18 protein-coding genes, 1 tRNA gene and 1 pseudogene are annotated in these 22,420 nt (G+C 57.5%); 16 read left to right on the forward strand and 4 right to left on the reverse strand.

What is annotated here, in order from left to right; all coding sequences use genetic code 11:
• Positions 1 to 62: 62 nt before the first annotated feature.
• The 3 genes from apaG to glpE are packed head-to-tail and all read left to right on the forward strand — an operon-like array spanning position 63 to position 1,677.
• Positions 63 to 443, forward strand: a complete 381-nt coding sequence (apaG, locus tag TU74_RS19005) for a Co2+/Mg2+ efflux protein ApaG (protein WP_047278010.1) — start codon at positions 63 to 65, stop codon at positions 441 to 443.
• Complete coding sequence (locus TU74_RS19010) at positions 443 to 1,327, forward strand: symmetrical bis(5'-nucleosyl)-tetraphosphatase (RefSeq protein ID WP_048377352.1); 885 nt, start codon at positions 443 to 445, stop codon at positions 1,325 to 1,327. Before apaG ends, TU74_RS19010 begins: the two co-directional genes overlap by 1 nt.
• Positions 1,328 to 1,347: 20 nt before the next feature.
• Positions 1,348 to 1,677 carry a thiosulfate sulfurtransferase GlpE gene (gene glpE, locus TU74_RS19015; RefSeq protein ID WP_048377353.1) on the forward strand — a complete coding sequence of 110 codons (330 nt, stop codon included), beginning with the start codon at positions 1,348 to 1,350 and terminating at the stop codon, positions 1,675 to 1,677.
• Positions 1,678 to 1,791: 114 nt separating this feature from the next.
• Here glpE and TU74_RS24255 read toward each other — a convergent pair whose 3' ends face one another.
• Entirely contained in the window at positions 1,792 to 1,995 is a 204-nt protein-coding gene (locus TU74_RS24255) for a hypothetical protein (protein ID WP_139048417.1), read from the reverse strand.
• Between TU74_RS24255 and TU74_RS19020 the strand changes: the two genes are divergently transcribed.
• The 4 genes from TU74_RS19020 to TU74_RS19035 all read left to right on the forward strand — a co-directional run bounded on the left by TU74_RS19020 (position 1,978) and on the right by TU74_RS19035 (position 8,156).
• Positions 1,978 to 3,900 (forward strand): PrkA family serine protein kinase, encoded by a 1,923-nt coding sequence (locus TU74_RS19020; protein ID WP_047278017.1) that lies wholly within the window; start codon positions 1,978 to 1,980, stop codon positions 3,898 to 3,900. The genes TU74_RS24255 and TU74_RS19020 overlap by 18 nt on opposite strands.
• A 115-nt stretch (positions 3,901 to 4,015) precedes the next feature.
• A complete protein-coding gene (locus TU74_RS19025) occupies positions 4,016 to 5,290 on the forward strand; it encodes a YeaH/YhbH family protein (protein ID WP_047278020.1) in 1,275 nt (424 codons plus the stop codon).
• Positions 5,287 to 6,849, forward strand: a complete 1,563-nt coding sequence (locus tag TU74_RS19030; protein WP_047278022.1) for a SpoVR family protein — start codon at positions 5,287 to 5,289, stop codon at positions 6,847 to 6,849. The genes TU74_RS19025 and TU74_RS19030 overlap by 4 nt, the downstream gene beginning before the upstream one ends.
• A gap of 62 nt (positions 6,850 to 6,911) precedes the next feature.
• Complete coding sequence (locus tag TU74_RS19035; protein WP_047295855.1) at positions 6,912 to 8,156, forward strand: multifunctional CCA addition/repair protein; 1,245 nt, start codon at positions 6,912 to 6,914, stop codon at positions 8,154 to 8,156.
• A 31-nt stretch (positions 8,157 to 8,187) separates the two neighbouring features.
• Here the strand turns inward: TU74_RS19035 and folK are convergent, their stop codons facing one another.
• Both folK and folB read right to left on the reverse strand, forming a co-directional pair.
• Positions 8,188 to 8,715 carry a 2-amino-4-hydroxy-6-hydroxymethyldihydropteridine diphosphokinase gene (gene folK / locus TU74_RS19040; RefSeq protein ID WP_047295857.1) on the reverse strand — a complete coding sequence of 176 codons (528 nt, stop codon included), beginning with the start codon at positions 8,713 to 8,715 and terminating at the stop codon, positions 8,188 to 8,190.
• Positions 8,706 to 9,059 carry a dihydroneopterin aldolase gene (gene folB / locus TU74_RS19045; RefSeq protein ID WP_047295859.1) on the reverse strand — a complete coding sequence of 118 codons (354 nt, stop codon included), beginning with the start codon at positions 9,057 to 9,059 and terminating at the stop codon, positions 8,706 to 8,708. Before folB ends, folK begins: the two co-directional genes overlap by 10 nt.
• 74 nt (positions 9,060 to 9,133) lie before the next feature.
• Here folB and plsY point away from each other — a divergent pair, with 74 nt between their 5' ends.
• Positions 9,134 to 9,703, forward strand: coding sequence for a glycerol-3-phosphate 1-O-acyltransferase PlsY (plsY, locus tag TU74_RS19050; protein ID WP_047278031.1), 570 nt, complete (start codon positions 9,134 to 9,136; stop codon positions 9,701 to 9,703).
• Positions 9,704 to 9,756: 53 nt separating this feature from the next.
• Here the strand turns inward: plsY and tsaD are convergent, their stop codons facing one another.
• Entirely contained in the window at positions 9,757 to 10,782 is a 1,026-nt protein-coding gene (tsaD, locus tag TU74_RS19055) for a tRNA (adenosine(37)-N6)-threonylcarbamoyltransferase complex transferase subunit TsaD (RefSeq protein WP_048377354.1), read from the reverse strand.
• 198 nt (positions 10,783 to 10,980) lie between these two features.
• On the opposite strand from tsaD, the gene rpsU reads away from it, so the two are divergent.
• The 8 genes and pseudogenes from rpsU to TU74_RS19095 all read left to right on the forward strand — a co-directional run bounded on the left by rpsU (position 10,981) and on the right by TU74_RS19095 (position 22,420).
• On the forward strand, positions 10,981 to 11,196 hold the full coding sequence (rpsU, locus tag TU74_RS19060; protein ID WP_002551877.1) for a 30S ribosomal protein S21: 216 nt from the start codon (positions 10,981 to 10,983) through the stop codon (positions 11,194 to 11,196).
• Between the two features lie 470 nt (positions 11,197 to 11,666).
• On the forward strand, positions 11,667 to 13,616 hold the full coding sequence (gene dnaG / locus TU74_RS19065; RefSeq protein WP_048377355.1) for a DNA primase: 1,950 nt from the start codon (positions 11,667 to 11,669) through the stop codon (positions 13,614 to 13,616).
• A gap of 67 nt (positions 13,617 to 13,683) precedes the next feature.
• Positions 13,684 to 15,534, forward strand: a complete 1,851-nt coding sequence (rpoD, locus tag TU74_RS19070) for an RNA polymerase sigma factor RpoD (RefSeq protein ID WP_047278039.1) — start codon at positions 13,684 to 13,686, stop codon at positions 15,532 to 15,534.
• A gap of 122 nt (positions 15,535 to 15,656) precedes the next feature.
• Positions 15,657 to 19,032, forward strand: a pseudogene (locus tag TU74_RS19075) (bifunctional diguanylate cyclase/phosphodiesterase).
• A gap of 15 nt (positions 19,033 to 19,047) precedes the next feature.
• Positions 19,048 to 19,124 (forward strand) — tRNA-Ile (locus TU74_RS19080).
• Positions 19,125 to 19,283: 159 nt separating this feature from the next.
• A complete protein-coding gene (locus tag TU74_RS19085) occupies positions 19,284 to 19,736 on the forward strand; it encodes an Lrp/AsnC family transcriptional regulator (RefSeq protein WP_047295906.1) in 453 nt (150 codons plus the stop codon).
• A gap of 171 nt (positions 19,737 to 19,907) precedes the next feature.
• Positions 19,908 to 21,590 carry a flavin monoamine oxidase family protein gene (locus TU74_RS19090; protein ID WP_048377356.1) on the forward strand — a complete coding sequence of 561 codons (1,683 nt, stop codon included), beginning with the start codon at positions 19,908 to 19,910 and terminating at the stop codon, positions 21,588 to 21,590.
• 35 nt (positions 21,591 to 21,625) lie between these two features.
• Positions 21,626 to 22,420 carry a carbon-nitrogen hydrolase family protein gene (locus TU74_RS19095; protein WP_048377357.1) on the forward strand — a complete coding sequence of 265 codons (795 nt, stop codon included), beginning with the start codon at positions 21,626 to 21,628 and terminating at the stop codon, positions 22,418 to 22,420.

Raw genomic sequence — 22,420 nt, forward strand, 5'->3', positions numbered from 1 at the left:
CCTAGACTCAGGCATCAGTTTTATCCCGAGCTGTGTCTCTGCTTTCAAGTAAGGCCTACCGCATGTCCGAACCCCGCTATCAGGTTGACGTCAGCGTCGTCACCCGTTACTTGCCAGAACAATCTCAACCCGAGCACGACCGCTTCGCCTTCGCCTACACCATCACGGTGAAGAACAACGGCTCAATCCCCGCAAAACTGTTGTCACGTCACTGGATCATCACCGATGGCGACGGGCACAGCGAAGAAGTACGCGGTGCCGGTGTGGTCGGGCAACAACCGTTGATCAAGCCGGGCCAGGCACACACCTACAGCAGCGGCTCCGTGATCACCACACAGGTCGGCACCATGCAGGGCAGCTACCTGATGCACGCCCAAGACGATCATGAATTCAAGGCCATCATTGCGCCCTTTCGCCTCGCCGTCCCCGGAGCACTGCACTGATGGCGGTCTATGCCGTTGGTGACCTCCAAGGCTGCCTCCAACCCCTCAAATGCTTGCTGGAGCGGGTCGCCTTTGATCCGACCAAAGACACCCTGTGGCTGGTAGGCGATCTCGTAAACCGGGGACCTGAGTCGCTGGAGACGCTGCGTTTTCTGTATGGCCTGCGTGAATCACTGGTCTGCGTGCTGGGCAACCACGACCTGCACCTGCTTGCGGTGGGCAACAACATTGAGCGCCTGAAAAAGGGGGACACGCTTCGCGAGATCCTTGAGGCACCGGATTGCGACCAACTGCTGGACTGGCTGCGCCAGCAACCGCTGTTGCATTACGACCTCGAGCGAAATACCGCCCTGGTCCACGCAGGCATTCCCCCGCAATGGAGCCTGAAAAAAGCCCTCAAATATGCTGGCGAAGTGGAGCGCGCATTGCGCGATGACAGCCTCTTGGGCCCATTCCTTGATGGCATGTACGGCAACGAGCCTGCCAAATGGGACAGCGACCTCACGGGCATTGCACGCCTGCGGGTCATTACCAACTACTTCACCCGCATGCGGTTTTGCACCCGCGACGGCAAACTCGACCTTAAAAGCAAAGAAGGCGTGGGCAGCGCTCCACCCGGCTATGCACCGTGGTTCAGTTATAAAGAACGCAAAACCCAAGACCTCAAGATTATCTTCGGTCACTGGGCCGCACTTGAGGGCAACTGCAAGGAGCCCGGCATCTACGCCCTCGACACCGGCTGCGTCTGGGGCGGCGCCATGACCCTGCTCAACGTCGACACCGGCCAGCGTTTGAGCTGCGACTGCGATGATCTGCACCTTAAAGCCCCCGCCAGCGTCCAACCCCCTTCCCAACCTTTGGGCGTAACGACTCCACGCCCGTAGTCAGGCCACAGGAATTTCCCATGACCGATTTCAAACGTATCCCTCCCGAACAGGCCCAAGCACTGCGCGATCAAGGCGCCGTGGTGGTCGACATTCGCGACCCGCAAGCCTATGCCGCCGGGCATATCAAAAACGCGACACACTTGGACAACCACTCGCTGCACGACTTCATTGCCAAGGCCGATCTGGATGCGCCGCTGATCGTCGCTTGCTACCACGGCAATTCAAGTCAGAGCGCGGCGGCCTACCTGGTAGGTCAGGGATTCAGCGAGGTGTACAGCCTCGACGGTGGTTTCGAGTTGTGGCGTGCGACTTATCCGGGCGAAATCGCCCAAAGCCCGGAGGAATAATTTTTTAAAACACGCCAAGCCCACGTATTCAGTGGGCTGGCGCCCTGCCTGACCAACGGTCGCACACAACAATTCGCGCATCTCGCCTTGACCTCTCCCAGAACCAACTATCCTTTAGCTCAGGCCATCCGAATCTGGGGAGAGCCGGTACACCGGCGTGAGGATCATCAGTAGTAACTTCAAAGGGTTAGCCCCTTTGATGGTGTCCTGGGGGGTACACAGCAACAGCAACGTTGCCGCATGCCAGCACTCGAACTGACCGATCAATCGCCGGCTCCACGTATCGAGCGAGGTGACGTCATGAGTATTTTTAGCCACTTCCAACAGCGCTTTGAATCCACGCGCCAGGAAGAACTTACGCTCCAGGAATACCTTGAGCTGTGCAAAAACGATAAAAGCGCTTACGCCTCGGCCGCCGAACGGCTGTTGATGGCCATTGGTGAACCGCAACTGCTGGACACCTCGACAGACTCTCGCCTCTCGCGAATCTTCTCCAACAAAGTGATTCGCCGGTATCCGGCCTTTGCCGACTTCCACGGAATGGAAGAGTGCATTGAACAGATCGTTTCCTACTTCCGCCATGCAGCCCAAGGGCTGGAAGAGAAGAAGCAAATCCTTTACCTCCTCGGCCCGGTGGGTGGCGGTAAGTCGTCCCTGGCTGAAAAACTCAAGCAATTGATCGAGAAAGTCCCGTTCTACGCCATTAAAGGCTCGCCGGTATTCGAATCGCCACTGGGCCTGTTCAACGCCACGGAAGATGGCGCGATTCTTGAGGAAGACTTCGGGATCTCCAAGCGCTACCTGAGCACCATCATGTCGCCCTGGGCCACCAAGCGGCTGGCTGAATTTGGCGGCGACATCAGCCAGTTCAGGGTGGTCAAACTCTACCCGTCGATCCTTAACCAGATTGCAGTGGCGAAAACCGAACCCGGTGATGAAAACAACCAGGACATTTCGGCATTGGTGGGCAAGGTCGATATCCGCAAGCTCGAAGAATTCCCGCAAAACGACGCCGACGCCTACAGCTATTCCGGCGCTTTGTGCCGCGCCAACCAGGGTCTGATGGAGTTCGTCGAGATGTTCAAGGCACCGATCAAGGTGCTGCACCCATTGCTCACGGCCACTCAGGAAGGTAACTACAACAGCACCGAAGGACTGGGGGCGATTCCGTTTACCGGGGTTTTGCTTGCGCACTCCAACGAATCGGAATGGCACACCTTCCGTAACAACAAAAACAACGAAGCGTTCATCGACCGGATTTACATCGTCAAAGTGCCGTACTGCCTGCGGGTCAGTGACGAAGTCAAAATCTACGACAAGCTGCTGTATAACAGCTCGCTGGCCAAGGCCCATTGCGCACCTGACACCCTGAAGATGCTGGCGCAGTTCACAGTACTGTCACGCCTCAAAGAACCGGAAAACTCCAACATCTACTCCAAAATGCGGGTCTACGACGGCGAAAACCTCAAGGACACCGATCCAAAGGCCAAATCCATTCAGGAGTACCGCGACAGCGCCGGTGTAGACGAAGGCATGAACGGTCTCTCGACCCGCTTTGCTTTCAAGATTTTGTCCAAAGTCTTTAACTTCGACCCGCACGAAATCGCCGCGAACCCGGTGCACTTGCTCTACGTGCTTGAACAACAGATCGAACAAGAGCAGTTCCAGCCCGAAACCCGCGAGCGTTATCTGCGCTTTTTGAAAGAGTACCTGGCGCCCCGGTATATCGAGTTCATCGGCAAGGAAATCCAGACCGCTTACCTGGAGTCCTACAGCGAATACGGGCAGAACATTTTCGACCGCTACGTGCTGTACGCCGATTTCTGGATTCAGGACCAGGAATACCGCGACCCCGAAACCGGAGAAATCCTCAACCGCATTGCCCTTAATGAGGAATTGGAAAAAATCGAAAAACCTGCGGGCATCAGCAATCCGAAAGATTTCCGCAACGAAATCGTCAATTTCGTTCTGCGTGCCCGCGCCAACAACAATGGCAAGAACCCGACGTGGCTCAGCTATGAAAAACTGCGGGTGGTCATCGAGAAGAAAATGTTCTCCAACACTGAAGACCTGTTGCCGGTCATCAGCTTCAACGCCAAGGCGAGCAAAGAGGATCAACAGAAGCACAACGACTTTGTGACCCGAATGGTTGAACGCGGCTACACCGACAAACAAGTACGACTGCTCTCCGAGTGGTACCTGCGGGTCAGAAAATCGCAGTGAGGCAGCGGCAAGCGCCCGGCTACACGCTGCTCGCGCCTGACGAACACTCCCGATCCCGGGAGCTCGCAGTGGCTTGCGGCGTGCAGCTCACCTCTTGAAGCGGCCCGGAGGGCTTATGAGCTATGTGATCGATCGACGCCTCAATGGCAAGAACAAGAGCACGGTAAACCGCCAGCGTTTTCTGCGGCGCTATCGCGACCACATCAAAAAGGCCGTCGAAGAAGCCGTGGGCCGGCGTTCCATCACTGACATGGAGCATGGCGAACAGATCAGCATTCCCGGTCGCGACATTGATGAGCCGGTGTTGCACCACGGTCGCGGCGGTAAACAGACCGTCGTACACCCGGGCAACAAGGAGTTCACCAGCGGCGAACACATTCAGCGCCCCCAAGGCGGGTCCGGGGGTGGGGGCGGCCCGGGCAAGGCAGGCAATTCCGGCGAGGGCATGGATGAGTTCGTGTTCCAGATCACCCAAGAAGAGTTCCTCGAATTCATGTTCGAAGACCTCGAGTTGCCGAACCTGGTCAAACGCCACCTGACCGGCACCGACACCTTTAAAACCGTGCGTGCCGGTATCAGTAACGAGGGCAATCCCTCACGCATCAACATCATTCGGACGTTGCGTTCAGCCCATGCCCGGCGCATCGCACTGACCGGCAGCAGCCGCGCACGGCTCAAAGAAGCCAAAACTGAACTGGAGCGCTTGAAGCGCGAAGAACCGGACAATTTCGGCGATATCAAAGACATCGAAGCTGAAATCGAGAAACTCAGCGCCCGAATTCATCGCGTGCCGTTCCTCGACACCTTCGACCTGAAATACAACTTGCTGGTCAAACACCCCAACCCGAGTTCAAAGGCGGTGATGTTCTGCCTGATGGACGTTTCAGGCTCCATGACACAAGCCACCAAGGACATCGCCAAGCGGTTCTTTATCCTGCTGTACCTGTTCCTGAAGCGAAATTACGACAAGATCGAGGTGGTCTTTATTCGCCACCACACCAGCGCACGGGAAGTGGACGAAGAGGAGTTTTTCTATTCACGGGAAACCGGCGGCACCATCGTGTCCAGCGCCCTCAAGTTGATGCAGGAGATCATGGCCGAGCGCTATCCCACGAATGAATGGAACATTTACGCCGCCCAGGCTTCCGACGGTGACAACTGGAACGACGACTCACCCATTTGCCGTGACATTCTGATCAACCAGATCATGCCGTTCGTGCAGTACTACACTTACGTGGAAATTACCCCGCGCGAACATCAGGCACTCTGGTACGAATATGAGCGTATCAACGAGGCTTTTCCCGACACCTTCGCTCAGCAACAACTGGTCTCGGCCGGCGATATTTACCCGGTCTTCCGTGAACTCTTCCAGCGCAGGTTAGTGACATGACCGCCAAAGAGAATAAGCGCCACCCTATCTCCACTGGCTCCGAGTGGACCTTTGAACTGATCCAGGCCTACGACCGGGAAATCGGTCGCTTGGCAGAACGGTATGCACTGGACACCTACCCCAACCAGATTGAGGTGATTACCGCCGAGCAAATGATGGACGCCTATGCCTCTGTCGGGATGCCGTTGGGGTATCACCATTGGTCCTACGGCAAACATTTCTTGAGTACCGAGAAATCCTACAGCCGTGGGCAAATGGGGCTGGCGTACGAAATCGTCATCAACTCAGACCCGTGCATCGCTTACCTGATGGAAGAAAACACCATTTGCATGCAAGCCCTGGTGGTTGCCCATGCCTGCTATGGCCACAACAGTTTCTTCAAGGGCAATTACCTGTTCCGGACCTGGACGGATGCCAGTTCGATCATTGATTACCTGGTGTTCGCCAAGCAATACATCATGCAATGCGAAGAGCGCCACGGTATCGATGCCGTGGAAGACCTGCTGGACTCTTGCCATGCACTCATGAACTACGGCGTAGACCGCTACAAACGGCCTTACCCGATTTCGGCCGAAGAAGAGCGGCGGCGTCAGAAGGAGCGCGAAGAGCACCTGCAAAAACAGATCAATGACCTGTGGCGCACCATTCCCAAGAACGCTGACAAATTCAACGAAAAGGACAATGCGCGTTTCCCCGACGAGCCACAGGAAAACATCCTGTATTTCATCGAGAAACACGCGCCGCTGCTGGAACCCTGGCAGCGGGAAGTGGTGCGTATCGTACGTAAAATCGCGCAGTACTTTTACCCGCAGCGCCAGACACAAGTCATGAACGAAGGCTGGGCAACTTTCTGGCACTACACCCTGATGAACGACCTTTACGATGAAGGGCTGGTAACGGAAGGCTTCATGATGGAGTTCCTGACCTCGCACACCAGCGTGGTGTTTCAGCCGGGTTTTGACAGCCCTTATTACAGCGGTATCAACCCGTATGCACTGGGGTTTGCGATGTACCGCGATATCCGGCGCATGTGTGAAGACCCCACCGAGGAAGACCGCCGCTGGTTCCCGGAACTGGCCGGTAGCGATTGGTTATCCAGCATCAAGTTCGCCATGAGCAGCTTCAAGGACGAAAGTTTCATCCTGCAATACCTGTCTCCCAAGGTGATGCGCGACCTCAAGTTGTTCAGCATCATGGATGACGATCAGAAAGACGATTTACTCGTTCCCGCCATCCATGACGAAAACGGCTACAGGATCATTCGTGAAACCCTGGCAGCGCAGTACAACTTGGGTAATCGCGAGCCCAACGTGCAGATCTGGAGCATTGACCGCCGCGGCGACCGCTCCCTCACCCTGCGCCATCAACAACATGACCGTAAACCGCTGGGCGATTCCACCGACGAGGTCCTTAAACACCTGCACCGCCTGTGGGGCTTCGATATTCATCTGGAGACGCTGCAAGGAGATCAAGTGATGAAAGTCCATCATGTTCCGCCTAAAGGCGAACATGGGGACGCTGACTATGGGCGCCTGGATTTGAGCGCCATTCACCTGTGACGCACGTGAACCTCCGTTTGCGCGACGCAGCGGTTATCCTGTCGCGCTAACGGAGGTTTTTTATGAAGATTTATAAAGTCGGCGGCGCAGTCCGAGACCGCTTGCTGGGCAAGCCTGTCACTGACATCGACTGGGTCGTGGTAGGCGCAAGCGCAGAACAAATGCTGGCCAAGGGCTTTCGTCCCGTGGGTTCCGACTTCCCGGTCTTTCTGCACCCCAAAACCGGTGAGGAATACGCCCTCGCCCGCACCGAGCGTAAAAGCGGACGCGGCTATGGGGGCTTTGTATTTCATGCCAGCCCTGACGTGACCCTTGAAGAAGATTTGATCCGCCGCGATCTGACCATTAACGCGATGGCCGAAGATGATGCGGGCACTATCACCGATCCCTACCACGGCCAACGGGACCTGGAAGCGCGCATACTGCGCCATGTTTCCCCGGCATTCGCCGAAGATCCGCTACGGGTGCTGCGCGTTGCACGTTTTGCAGCACGTTATGCGGGCCTGGGTTTCAAGGTTGCAGACGAAACACTTGAACTGATGCGTCAACTGTCGGCCTCGGGCGAACTGCAGGCGCTGACACCGGAACGCTGCTGGAAGGAGATTTCCCGCGCGCTGATGGAAGATCATCCCCACATCTTTATCGACGTGCTCAGACAGTGCGGCGCCCTTGAGGTGCTGTTACCGGAAGTTCAGGCATTGTTCGGTGTACCGCAGCCGCCGGCTCATCACCCGGAAATCGACAGCGGCATTCACACCCTCAGCGTGCTTGAACAAGCTGCGCGACATCATCAGCCTTTGACCGTCCGCTGGGCGTGCCTACTGCATGACGTGGGCAAAGGCCTAACACCTGAAGATAAATGGCCTCGCCACATTGCCCATGAACACAAAGGGCTGCGGCTGATCAAGGCGGTGAACGAGCGTTTCAAGGCGCCCCGCGATTGCCAGGAACTTGCATTGCTGGTCGGTGAATATCACACCCACGGGCATCGTGCCTTTGAGCTGAAGGCCTCGACCTTACTGGATTTGCTGCAACGGTTTGACGTATACCGCCGGCCTCAGCGCTTTGAGGAGTTTATCGTCGCGTGCGAGATGGACGCCAAGGGCCGCCTTGGACTTGAAGAGCGGCCTTACCCGCAGGCTGATTACCTGCGCGGCGCCGCAAAAGCGGCACAGGCCGTTGCCGTTCAGCCGCTGCTGGAACAGGGCTTCAAGGGGCCGGAATTGGGAGAAGCCCTCAAGCGCGAACGGCTCAGGGCTATACACACGTACAAAGAGACCCGCAAACACCCGGGGCCTGCTTCGTAGCCGCTGTCCAACAGGTTAGAGCGGCAGCGCCTTACAGGTGCCTCAGCATCTCTTTAGGTGTTAAGGGTTCGCCCCGCCATTCAAACGCAGCCGGGGCGAGCACTTGGTCAATCTGCGCATCAGCCCACATCTGACTCAGCGTGATGCCCACAATCGGGTGCAATTTGTCAGGGGCGATGAGCGAAAGCGGCCACAGCACAAAGGCATTCTTGAGAATCTCGGCGCGCGGCAGGACCAAACCGTCAAAGTTGCCCACCAGATCGCCGTAAAACAAAACGTCAATGTCCAGCGGCAGACCCTTGCGATCCTGGGCATATCGTCCGTTATCGGCCTCGATCAGCTTCAAACGTCGGCTCAACTCAGCTAAAGGAAGATCCGTGTTGGCCACCACCACCAGGTTGAAAAAAGGCCCACTCTTGATGCCTACAGGCTGGCTTTCGAAGACCGCCGAGCACTGCATGCCGTGCAGGAAGCCAGCCAGCGCATCGAGCCCCGCCTGTAAATGCTTTTCGCGCTCGACATTACTGCCCAACCCGAGAAAAACCTGAGTTAGCGACATCCGCGCTCAATCTCCACGCCCACCCCTGTGGCGGCCGCGACGGCGCCCGGCTTGGTCAGCTTGAGGTGCATCCAGGGAATATTGAATTCACGCATCAACACTTCCGTCAGACGCTCGGCAAAGGTTTCTACCAATTGGTAGTGGGCTTGCTCGGCAAAGGCCTGAATTCTGGTCGAGACGCTGGCGTAATCCAGCGCAAGGGTCAGATCATCCCCTGCTGCGGCCGGGCGGTTATCCCACGCAAAATTCAGATCAAGGCGCAAACACTGACGGATGCCACGCTCCCAGTCATAGGCACCGATCACGGTGTCAACTTCCAGGCCTTCGATAAACACTCTGTCCAAGCACTTTTCTCCGCAGCACGACAAGGGCGCAATGCGCCGTTAGAATCAGGGCGTCCTCGCCCGGAATAGTTAGCATGTTTTGGTTACTGGCGATTATCGCCTACCTGCTTGGCTCGCTGTCCTTCGCCATTTTGCTCAGCCGCCTGACGGGTAATCCCGACCCGCGAATGAGTGGCTCAGGCAATGCTGGCGCGACCAATATGTTACGCCTGGCCGGTAAAAAACTGGCCGTCCTGACCTTGCTCGGTGATCTGTGCAAAGGCCTGCTGCCCGTCCTGCTCGCCAACCAACTCAACCTGCCACTCCAGCAACAAGCCTGGATTGGCGTGTGCGCCGTCATCGGGCACATGTATCCCCTGTACTTCCGCTTCAGGGGCGGCAAAGGCGTCGCCACGGCTGCCGGCATGCTGCTGGGGCTTTATCCTCCCGCCGCCTTGCTGGCCGTTCTGGCCTGGCTGCTGACCTTCCAGCTGACCCGCACCAGCTCACTCGCCGCACTGATCGCCACCCCCTTGACCCTGCCACTCCTGGCCTGGCAAGAGCCTGCCGCGCTGCTGCCCATGTGTGGATTAACCGCACTGATTGTCTGGCGCCACCGCGGCAATTTACGCGACCTGATGGCCGGGCGCGAACGGCATTTCTGATTTACCCGCATGAAAATACCTCATGCTGGCCAGTAAACGCCTGAACACCACCGTCACAAAGGCTTCAACTGCTCCATCGGCCAGCGCGCCTGCACACTGATTGCCAAACTTTCGTGCTGGCCCGCCTGCAAGCGCTGACACCCGGCGAATGCGATCATCGCGCCATTGTCCGTACAAAACTCAGGCCGCGCATAAAACACCTGACCGTTCATGCCACCGAGCATGGTCTCCAGCGAAGCCCGCAACGCCTTGTTTGCGCTCACACCGCCGGCTATCACCAGACGCTTCATGCCTGCCTGCTTCAGGGCGCGCTTGCACTTGATGGTGAGCGTCTCCACCACGGCCTGCTGAAACGCCAGCGCGATGTCGCAACGGGCCTGTTCGTTATCATCACCCGCCGCCACGCAGCGCTGCCAAGTGTTCAAGGCAAAGGTCTTGAGGCCGCTGAAACTGAAATCGAGGCCAGGGCGATCGGTCATGGGCCGCGGGAACACAAAGCGTCCCGCCACACCTTGGGCGGCAAGGCGGGCAATTTCAGGCCCCCCCGGATAGTTGAGTCCCATCATCTTCGCCGTTTTGTCGAAAGCCTCGCCTGCGGCATCGTCCAGCGTTTCGCCCAGCAGCGCGTATTGACCGATGCCATCCACCTGAACCAGCTGCGTATGACCACCTGACACCAACAATGCGACGAACGGGAACTCTGGGGGCTGCTCTTCCAGCATGGGGGCCAGCAAATGGCCTTCCATGTGGTGTACGCCCAAGGCAGGAATGCCCCATGCGAAGGCCAGTGCCTGGGCGCAGGAAGCCCCGACCAGCAAGGCCCCGACCAAGCCTGGACCCGCCGTGTAGGCGATTGCATCGATTTCGGTCAGCACGCAGTCTGCCTCGGCCAACACCTGACGAATCAAGGGCAGCATGCGTTTGACGTGATCCCGTGATGCCAGCTCAGGCACCACGCCACCATAGGCACGGTGCAAATCGATCTGACTGAACAGTGCATCGGCCAAAAGCCCGCGTTCACTGTCGTATAGCGCGACGCCGGTTTCGTCGCAGGAGGTTTCTAATCCCAGTACTAGCATGGGTTTGCGCCTTGTAGAGGCTAAATTCGAAGGCGCGCATAATAGTCGCCACTACCGCCCCCGGCCAGCGGTTTTCGATCAGAGGCTTTGCATTCCGGGCGATGAGGGGTTAACATCCGCAACCCTTAAAAACCGACGTCTTCCAACGCGATTTTGCCTTGAGACGTTGACCCCGGTAATGAATGAAGGTAGCTCTGGATGCCAGCCGTCAAAGTAAAAGAGAACGAACCCTTCGACGTAGCTCTGCGTCGTTTCAAGCGCTCCTGCGAAAAAGCCGGTGTACTGGCTGAAGTTCGCAGCCGCGAATTTTACGAGAAGCCGACTTCCGAGCGTAAGCGCAAAGCAGCAGCCGCTGTTAAGCGTCACGCGAAGAAAGTTCAGCGCGAGCAGCGCCGCGCCGTTCGTCTGTACTAATACACAGACGTTCGTTGCATGCTTCTGCCAAGCCCGGCCTAAAGCCGGGCCGTAGGCAGTTGCAGCAAGTTACACGCTTTACCGTCAAGGCCGCAGATGCGACCGCGACAAACTGCTACACCACGTCAGACCTGGCCTTTAAGCCAGCGGTGCACGTCTTTACTGACGAGCCTTCAAGGCTACCGACGAGCACACACCTCTGATTCTCCTCAAAGACGATCAGCCCAAGGCATCTCTCCCATGCCTGCTTATGAGCTATCCGAGACCAGCCATTGGTCAGCGCCGGACTCAGAGCGTGATATTTCGAACCCATTTACTCTGTTTTAAATACGAGTCTGCGGAGCTTCGACAGATACACTTCCCGACATGATTGAGCAGACGTCACACGTACGAGCAGCGTTTTCGCCTGCACGCCGCCATGACCAAACCTTTCTATACGGCTTTTTTTGCGCTGAGATGACGAGAACGCCATGGCCGGGTTAATCCCCCAGAGCTTTATTGACGACCTTCTGAACCGCACCGATATCGTCGATGTCGTCAGCTCGCGCGTGCAAATGAAGAAAGCAGGCAAAAACTACACCGCCTGCTGCCCCTTCCATAAAGAAAAAACACCGTCGTTCAGTGTCAGCCCGGATAAACAGTTTTATTACTGTTTTGGTTGTGGCGCAGGCGGCAATGCCCTCGGCTTCATCATGGACCACGACAACCTGGACTTCCCCCAGGCCGTCGAAGAACTGGCCAAAGCCGCAGGCATGGAGATTCCCAGAGAGGAAAGCGGTCGCTCGCACAAACCGCGACAGCCGACCGACTCGCCGCTCTACCCGCTGCTGACCGCAGCCGCCGACTTTTATCGGCAGGCCCTGAAAAGCCACCCGGCGCGCAGAGCCGCCGTGGACTATTTGAAAGGCCGGGGCCTGACCGGCGAAATCGCCCGGGATTTCGGCCTGGGCTTTGCTCCGCCCGGCTGGGACAACCTCTACAAGCACTTGAGCAGCGACACCCTGCAGCAAAAAGCCATGATCGATGCGGGCTTATTGGTTGAGAACGCTGAAACCGGCAAACGCTACGACCGCTTTCGCGATCGCGTAATGTTCCCGATTCGCGACAGCCGTGGCCGCATCATTGCGTTTGGCGGTCGCGTGCTCGGTGATGACAAGCCCAAATACCTGAACTCCCCTGAAACACCTGTCTTCCACAAAGGACAGGAATTGTACGGGCTGTTCGAAGCGCGCAAGTTCAATCGCAGCCTCGACGAAATCATCGTGGTTGAAGGTTATATGGACGTCATTGCCTTGGCCCAACAGGGCTTGCGCAATGCCGTGGCCACGCTGGGCACCGCGACCAGCGAAGATCACATGAAGCGCCTGTTTCGGGTCGTACCCAGCGTATTGTTTTGCTTTGATGGTGATCAGGCCGGCCGCAATGCCGCCTGGCGCGCGCTTGAGGCCACGCTGCCCTGCCTGCAAGATGGCCGCCGCGCCCGCTTCCTGTTTCTGCCAGAAGGCGAGGATCCGGACACACTGGTGCGCTCCGAAGGCACTGATGCGTTCAAGGCGCGCATTAACCAGCACGCGCAGCCGCTGGCAGATTATTTTTTCCAGCAACTGACTGAAGAAACCGATCCGCGCTCGCTCGAAGGCAGGGCCCACATGGCCACGCTGGCAGCACCGCTCATCGACAAAGTGCCGGGCGCCAACCTGCGCAACCTGATGCGCCAACGCTTGAGCGAAATTACGGGCCTCAACAGCGAAGCGGTCAGCCAACTGGCGCAAAGCGCACCACCCCCCTCGCAACCCGCCTACGACCCCGGCATCGATTACGATGCCATGCCGGACTACAGCGACTTTCAGCAGCCGGAAACGTACGTTCCCCAACAGGAATGGACCCCGAAAAAGTCGGGGGCGGGCGGTAAAAAGTGGGAAAACAAGCCATGGGACAAAAAAGGCAAGCGCGGCGGCGAACGCGAGCAGGCCTGGATCCCGGTCGGCGTTGAACCGCCGACATTAACCGCCCTGCGCACCTTGCTGCATCACCCGCAACTGGCCAAAAAAGTAGAAGACGCGGGCCACTTTGCGGCCGAAGACCAGACGAATAACCAGCTCTTGATCGCGCTGGTCGAGGCCGTACAGAAGAATCCTAAGCTAAGCTCTATTCAGTTGTTGTCCCGCTGGCACGGCACTGAACAGGGCCGCTTGCTGCAAAGACTGCTCGAAAAGGAATGGCTAATTGACGCCGACAACCTTGAACAACAGTTTTTCGACACCATAACTAGCTTGTCAGCTCGCCAACGCGAGCGAAATCTGGAACAACTTCTTCGAAAAGCACGTCAAGGCGAGCTAAGTAGCGAGGAGAAAAATCAGTTACGCGACCTTCTGAGTCGCAATAATCCCGCATCAAACCCGACCTCAACTGGCGCGTGAGGTCATAGCTAAGGTATAATCCTCGGCTTGTTTTTTGCCCGCCAAGACCTTCAGTGGATAGGGTGTTATGTCCGGAAAAGCGCAACAGCAGTCTCGTATCAAAGAGTTGATCACCCTCGGCCGTGAGCAGAAGTATCTGACTTACGCAGAGGTCAACGACCACCTGCCCGAAGATATTTCAGATCCGGAGCAAGTGGAAGACATCATCCGCATGATTAATGACATGGGGATCCCCGTACACGAGAGTGCTCCGGATGCGGACGCCCTTATGTTGGCCGATGCTGACACCGACGAAGCCGCTGCTGAAGAAGCAGCGGCAGCGTTGGCGGCAGTAGAAACCGATATTGGTCGCACTACCGACCCAGTACGCATGTATATGCGTGAAATGGGCACGGTAGAACTGCTGACACGCGAAGGCGAAATTGAAATCGCCAAGCGTATCGAAGAAGGCATCCGCGAAGTGATGGGCGCAATCGCGCACTTCCCTGGCACGGTTGACCATATTCTCTCCGAGTACACTCGCGTCACCACCGAAGGTGGTCGCCTTTCTGACGTCCTGAGCGGTTATATCGACCCGGACGATGGAATTACGCCGCCTGCAGCCGAGGTTCCGCCTCCTGTCGATCCTAAAACGGCCAAGGCCGAAGGTGATGACGAAGAGGAAGAGAAGGACGACGCTACCGATGACGAGGAAGAGGTCGAAAGCGGCCCCGATCCAATCATCGCGGCACAGCGCTTCGGCGCCGTTTCCGATCAGATGGAAATCACTCGCAAGGCACTGAAGAAGCACGGTCGCGACAGCAAGCAGGCGATTGCCGAGCTGGTTGCCCTGGCTGAGCTGTTCATGCCGATCAAGCTGGTGCCCAAGCAGTTCGAAGGCCTGGTTGAACGTGTTCGTAGCGCTCTGGAGCGTCTGCGTGCACAAGAGCGGGCCATCATGCAGCTGTGCGTCCGCGATGCACGCATGCCGCGTACTGATTTCCTTCGCCTGTTCCCGGGCAATGAAGTCGACGAAAGCTGGAGCGACGCGCTGGCCAAAGGCAAAAGCAAATACGCTGAAGCCATTGCCCGCTTGCAACCGGACATCATCCGTTGCCAGCAAAAGCTGTCTGCTCTAGAAGCAGAAACCGGCTTGAAGATTGCCGAGATCAAGGACATCAACCGTCGCATGTCGATCGGTGAGGCCAAGGCCCGCCGCGCGAAGAAAGAGATGGTTGAAGCCAACTTGCGTCTGGTGATCTCCATCGCCAAGAAGTACACCAACCGTGGCTTGCAGTTCCTCGACCTGATCCAGGAAGGCAACATCGGCTTGATGAAAGCGGTAGACAAGTTTGAATACCGCCGCGGCTACAAATTCTCGACTTATGCCACCTGGTGGATCCGTCAGGCGATCACTCGCTCGATTGCCGACCAGGCACGCACCATCCGTATTCCGGTGCACATGATCGAGACGATCAACAAGCTCAACCGTATTTCCCGCCAAATGCTGCAGGAAATGGGTCGCGAACCGACCCCGGAAGAGCTGGGCGAACGCATGGAAATGCCTGAGGACAAAATCCGCAAGGTATTGAAGATCGCTAAAGAGCCGATCTCCATGGAAACCCCGATCGGTGATGACGAAGACTCCCATCTGGGTGATTTCATCGAAGACTCGACCATGCAGTCGCCAATCGATGTTGCCACCGTTGAGAGCCTTAAAGAAGCGACACGCGATGTACTCGGCGGCCTTACAGCTCGTGAAGCCAAAGTACTGCGCATGCGCTTCGGTATCGACATGAATACCGACCACACCCTTGAGGAGGTTGGTAAGCAGTTCGACGTTACCCGTGAGCGGATTCGTCAGATCGAAGCCAAAGCGTTGCGCAAGCTGCGCCACCCGACGAGAAGCGAGCACCTGCGCTCCTTCCTCGACGAGTGATACCAAAACCCCCGGCTCTGCCGGGGGTTTTGCTTTGTACCCGCCAAACCTTTCCAGCGCCTCACGTCCATATCCCACAGCCCGTCTACACTCGTCACATTCGCGAGTAGAACGAGCCCCGCATGCCACGACTGCCAGCCACCCTCCTCTTGCTGCTAATCGCCTTTTCCACAGCGGCCAACGCCTTGACGTTGACCGATGAAGAGCGACAGTGGCTCGACAAGCATCCCGAGCTACGCCTTGGGGTGGATGCGTCATGGCCACCCTTTGAGTTCCGCGACGAAAAGGGCCTCTATACCGGCCTGGCCGCGGACTACGTGGAACTGATCAAAAACCGTTTGGGTGTGAGCATCAAACCCGTGGAGCCCTACGACTGGAGCAGCGTCCTTGAGCTCGCCAAAGAAGGCAGTCTCGACTGGCTACCCGGCATCATGTCGACCCCTGAGCGTCAGAAAACCCTGGCCTTTACGCGCCCCTACCTCGACTTCCCGATTGTCATCCTCGCGCACAAAGGCGGCCCCGCCCCAAAAAACATTGATGAGCTGTATGGGCTGAAAATCGCCGTGGTCGAAAACTACGCCCCGCACGAGCTGTTGCATGCCCAACACCCCGACCTGAATCTCGTCGCCCTGCCCAATGTCAGCTCCGCGCTACAAGCATTGGCTACCGATCAAGTCGACGCCATGGTGGGCGACCTGGCGTCCAGCGTCTGGAGCCTGCGCCAGCTCAAGCTGGACGGGTTGTACGTCAGTGGCGAAACCCCGTATCGCTATCAACTGGCAATGGCCGTACCCAAAGACCAAACCATCCTGTTGCGCCTGCTGGATAAAGTCATGGCCGACATGACACCCCGTGAAATCGAAGCCATTCAAGCGCGCTGGATCGGCAACACCGGCGATTATCAGGCGTTGTGGCGCGGGTTACTGCTGTATGTACTGCCGGGCATCTTGTTGCTCGTCACCGTATTGATCGTGGTCGTGCGCATCAACAGGCGCTTGAGCTCCGAAATAGCCCGCCGCGTTGCCCTCGAACAGGAACTGCGCAGTAGCGAATACCGCTACAGAGGCTTGGTCGAAAGTCTGTCTGCCATCGCATGGGAGGCCCAACGGGATGACTACACCTACACCTATGTTTCCCCTCAGGCCGAAACACTCATCGGCTACCCCTTGGCCGACTGGCTGACCCCTGGGTTCTGGGAGCGAATCATCCATCCCGATGACCTGCCCCGAACCAAAACGTATTGCGAAAGCGAAATCAAGGCCGGGCGCGACCACAGCATCGACTATCGCGTGATAACCGCCGATGGCAGAACCCTGTGGCTACGGGACATCATCACGCTTTCCACGCACAATCAGACGCCCGTACTGCGCGGATTGATGATCAACATCAGCGAAACCAAACAAACCGAAGAAGCGCTGCGCCTTTCTGAGGAAAAATTTGCCAAAGCCTTTCATGCATCGCCAGACGGATTGCTGTTGAGTCGGCAAAGTGATGGCTTGCTGATCGAAATCAACGAAGGCTTTAGCCGCTTGACGGGCTACGACAGCGCCAGCGCACTGAATCGATCCTCTCTGGACCTCAACATCTGGGCCGATGTTCACCAACGCCAAGAGCTACTCACACGCCTGAGTGAGGACGGGTTTGTACGGGATTTCAGGTGCAAATTGCGCCACAAAAGCGGGCGCATACGCATCTGTGAAGTCTCTAGCCGACCGCTGAAAATCGGTGATGAAGACTGCATGTTGACCATCACGCGGGACATCACCGAACGCCAACAGATGCAGGAAAAACTCCTGCAAACCGCCACCGTGTTCGAAAGCACGGCTGAAGGCATCTTGTTCACCGACCCGGCGCAAACCATCACCGCCGTGAACCGCGCCTTCACCGAAATCACGGGCTACAGCGAGGCCGAAGTGCTCGGCCAGACACCGCGGATTCTGGCCTCCAATCAGCACGACAGCGCCTTCTTTGCCGCCATGTGGCATCAGTTGTCAGGCGAGGGACACTGGCAAGGGGAGATTTATAACAAGCGCAAAAACGGGGAAGTCTATCCTTGCTGGATAACGATCAGCGCAGTACACAACTCCGAAAATATCGTCACTCACTTTGTGGCCGTCTTTGCCGACATTTCCAGCCTCAAGCACGCACAGGCGCGTCTGGATCACCAGGTCCATCACGACCCGCTGACTGGCTTGCCTAACCGTTTGCTGTTCGAGAGCCGACTGGACCAGATCCTCAATCAGCAAAATGCGCAAGACCAACACGCGGCAGTACTGTTTCTGGACCTTGATCGCTTTAAAAACATCAACGACAGCCTGGGCCACCCGGTGGGCGATCTGTTGCTCAAAGGCATCACCGCACGCCTCAAGGTGCAGCTGCGCGACATTGATACCGTCGCCCGCCTCGGCGGCGATGAATTCATTATCCTGCTGCCCGGCCTTCAGCAACCCCGTGATGCCGAGGTGATTGCCAACAAGTTACTGGCCTGTTTCAGCGCACCGTTCCCAGCGGGCGAACACGAACTGTTTATCAGCGCCAGCATTGGCATCAGCGTGTACCCGCATGACGGCACGGACGTGGCCACACTGGTAAAAAACGCCGACGCCGCCATGTACCGCTCCAAGCTCAAAGGCCGCAACCGGGTTGAGCGCTACACCCATGACCTCACCTCACAAGCGAGCGAACGGGTGATCCTCGAACAGGAACTGCGACGTGCGCTGGAGCGCAACGAGTTATCACTGTTCTATCAACCCAAAATCAGCTTGCACGACCTGAGTCTGGTCGGCGCTGAAGCCCTGATTCGCTGGACCCACCCCACGCTGGGCGTCATTGCCCCTGAGCGCTTCATTCATCTGGCGGAAGAAAACGGCATGATCATCCAGGTGGGTGACTGGGTGCTGGAGCGTGCATGCATGCATGCAATTGAATGAGTGGAATCAGACATACGCACCTTTTGGCCCGGTTTCCGTAAACCTGGCCGGCGCCCAATTACACCAACCCCGACTGGTCGGCCGCATCCGCCAACTTCTGAAAAAATACAACCTCCAGCCGGGTTGCCTGCAACTTGAGATCACTGAAAACTTCATCATGAACCAGACCGAAGAAGCACTGGACGTCCTGCATCAGCTCAAGCGATTAGGCGTACAACTGGCGATAGATGACTTTGGCACCGGATATTCCTCACTCAGCTACCTCAAACGCCTGCCCCTGGACACCTTGAAAATTGACCAGTCATTCGTGCGCGGCTTACCCCACGACCCCAATGACGAAGCCATCGTACGGGCCATCATTGCCCTGGGTCGCAGCATGCAATTCACCGTCATTGCCGAAGGTGTGGAAAACCAGGCCCAGCAAGACTTCTTGGCCAACGCCGGCTGCGAACAGATTCAGGGGTACATCGTCAGCGTGCCTTTATCGGCTGAAGAATTCGCGACGACCTTCCTTCGTATCTCTATTTCAGACTTTTCGGATAGCACTGCCGAGAAACCATCGTTATAATCCGCGACCTACTGAGGGCCTATAGCTCAGTTGGTTAGAGCAGGGGACTCATAATCCCTTGGTCGTAGGTTCGAGTCCTACTGGGCCCACCATACTCAAAGCCGCGCACTGCGCGGCTTTTGTGTTTCTGGCGTTTGCAGGGTTGTGCTGCGAAGAGTCGTGATCGTCCATATCCCGTCCAACACTGGACGTCCCGCCCCTCAAGCGCTGTACCATAAGCGCCCACTTCGATGACGCCACTGGAGCCTCTCTTGCCTGACTCTCGCCCACCCGTGCTGGATGAAATCGATCGTCAGTTGATTGCCGCCTTGCAGCTCAATGCACGCGAAAGCGTCGCCATGCTGGCGCGTCAGTTGGGGATTGCGCGCACCACGGTGACGTCACGGCTGTCACGTCTGGAGAAAAACAACGTCATCACCGGTTATGGCGTTCGACTGGGGCAGCGCCTGATTGATGGCGGGCTGCAAGCGTATGTCGGGATTACCGTGCAGCCACGCTCGGGCAAGGAGGTGGTCAGGCGGTTGAGTGCCATGGCGCAGGTGCAGCAACTGTGCGCCGTCAGCGGTGAATTTGATTACGTCGCGTGGCTGCGCAGCGATTCCCCCGAGCAACTTGATCAATTGCTGGACCAGATCGGCAGTGTCGAGGGCGTTGAAAAAACCACGACCTCCATCATTCTCAGCAGCAAAGTCGACCGCGGCTAAGCCGTTTCGCCCCGCCCGAACAACATTTTGCACACGACCCTCGTCACACTGCGCAAAGACAATGCAAAACGACGACACTTTGCGTCTTAATAACGTGTTCTGTGCTCCCTATCATGGTGCCTGTCTTTTCCTATACTCAGCGTTAAGCGCGGGTCGCCAGCAAGGTCAGCCATGAATAAGAACAATCGCCACCCGAATGACGGCAAAAAACCGATCACCATTTTCGGCCCCGACTTCCCTTTTGCCTTCGACGACTGGATCGAACACCCGTCCGGTCTGGGCAGTATCCCCGCACATAAACTGGGCGCAGAGGTCGCGATTGTTGGTGCTGGCATGGCCGGAATGGTCGCCGCGTATGAGTTGATGAAGCTCGGCCTCAAGCCTGTGGTGTACGAGGCCTCGAAAATGGGCGGACGTTTGCGCTCGCAAGCGTTTGAAGGCAGTGAAGGCGTCATCGCCGAGCTGGGCGGGATGCGCTTTCCGGTGTCCTCTACCGCCTTCTACCACTATGTCGACAAACTCGGGCTTGAGACCAAACCGTTCCCCAACCCGCTGACACCCGCCTCTGGCAGCACCGTGATTGACCTCGAAGGTCAAACCTTCTACGCGCAAAAACTGTCGGACCTGCCTGCACTGTTCCAGGAAGTGGCTGACGCGTGGGCGGATGCACTGGAAGCAGGGTCGCAATTTGGCGATATCCAGCAGGCCATTCGCGATCGCGATGTCCCGCGTTTGAAAGCGTTGTGGAACACCCTGGTCCCACTGTGGGACGACCGCACGTTTTATGACTTTGTCGCCACCTCCAAAGCCTTTGCCAAACTCTCGTTCCAACACCGCGAAGTGTTCGGCCAGGTCGGCTTCGGGACGGGCGGATGGGACTCAGACTTCCCCAATTCAATGCTCGAAATCTTCCGCGTGGTCATGACCAACTGCGATGACCATCAGCACCTGGTGGTGGGCGGGGTTGAGCAGGTGCCGCTGGGAATCTGGCGCCACGCGCCGCAGCGCTGTGCTCACTGGCCTGAAGGCACCAGCCTGAGTTCGTTGCACCATGGCGCACCGCGAACCGGGGTCAAGGCGATTTCCCGCACAGACGACGGTTTGTTTTCTGTCACCGACAACCTCGGTGTGACCCGCCCGTTCGAGGCTGTGTTGGTGACGTGCCAAAGCTGGCTGCTGACCACCCAGATCGAGTGCGAAGAAGCGCTGTTCTCGCAAAAGATGTGGATGGCGCTCGACCGCACGCGCTACATGCAATCGTCCAAAACTTTCGTCATGGTCGACCGCCCGTTCTGGAAAGACAAAGACCCGCAAACCGGCCGCGACCTGATGAGCATGACCCTCACCGACCGCCTGACCCGTGGCACTTATTTGTTCGATAACGGCGACGACAAACCAGGCGTTATTTGCCTGTCGTACTCATGGATGAGCGATGCGCTGAAAATGCTGCCGCACCCCGTCGAAAAACGCGTGAAGCTGGCCTTGGACGCGTTGAAAAAGATCTACCCCAACGTCGACATCGCCAGCCGGATTATTGGCGACCCGATCACCGTTTCGTGGGAAGCCGACCCGCACTTCCTGGGGGCTTTTAAAGGCGCGCTGCCCGGTCATTACCGCTACAACCAGCGTATGTACGCGCACTTTATGCAGCAGGAGATACCGGCAGAACAACGCGGAATTTTCATCGCTGGCGACGATGTGTCGTGGACACCCGCGTGGGTGGAAGGAGCGGTACAGACCTCCTTGAACGCCGTGTGGGGCATCATGACCCACTTTGGCGGGCGCACCCACGCCGACAATCCCGGGCCGGGCGATGTGTTTAACGACATCGGCCCAATCGCCCTGCCGGATTGAACCGCGCGCCAACCCACCCGGAACAGGAGAACCCCATGCGCGTCGCCCTTTACCAATGCCCGCCCCTGCAACTGGACATCGCGGGCAACTTGAAACGCCTGAGCCTCGTTGCCCAGCACAACCCCGGGGTTGATCTGCTGGTGCTGCCCGAAATGTTCCTGACGGGGTACAGCATTGGTCAGCCTGCCGTGGCGCAATTGGCTCAACCCCACGACGGCGACGCGGCCCGAGCAATCGCCCAAATAGCCAAGGCCTGCAACATGGCCATTGCTTACGGTTACCCGGAGCTGGGCGCGGACGGCCGCCTCTACAACAGCGCGCAACTGATCGATTGCCACGGCCAACGCCTGCTCAACTACCGCAAAACCCACTTGTTCGGGACGCTTGACCACGCCCAGTTCAGCCCCGGCGAAGAAGCGTACCCCGTGGTCGAGCTCAACGGCTGGCAGGTCGGCATGCTGATTTGCTATGACCTGGAGTTTCCGGAGAACACGCGGCGTCTGGCACTGGCCGGCGCGCAATTGATCGTTGTGCCCACCGCCAACATGCAACCCTACGACTTCATTGCCGATGTCACGGTGCGCAGCCGTGCGTTTGAAAATCAGTGTTACGTGGCCTACGCCAATTACTGTGGCCACGAAGACACGCTTCATTATTGCGGCCAAAGCAGCATCGCAGCGCCAGATGGCCAGCAAGTAGCACTGGCTCAACGGGATGAAACGGTGATCGCCGCCGAGCTTGATCCACAAAAACTGACGGACGCGAAGGCTGGAAACAACTACTTGGCCGACCGCCGTCCGGAACTTTACGGTGCGCTGAGCGCGCGCTGA

The sequence above is a fragment of the Pseudomonas lundensis genome (assembly GCF_001042985.1).
GTDB lineage: Bacteria > Pseudomonadota > Gammaproteobacteria > Pseudomonadales > Pseudomonadaceae > Aquipseudomonas > Aquipseudomonas lundensis.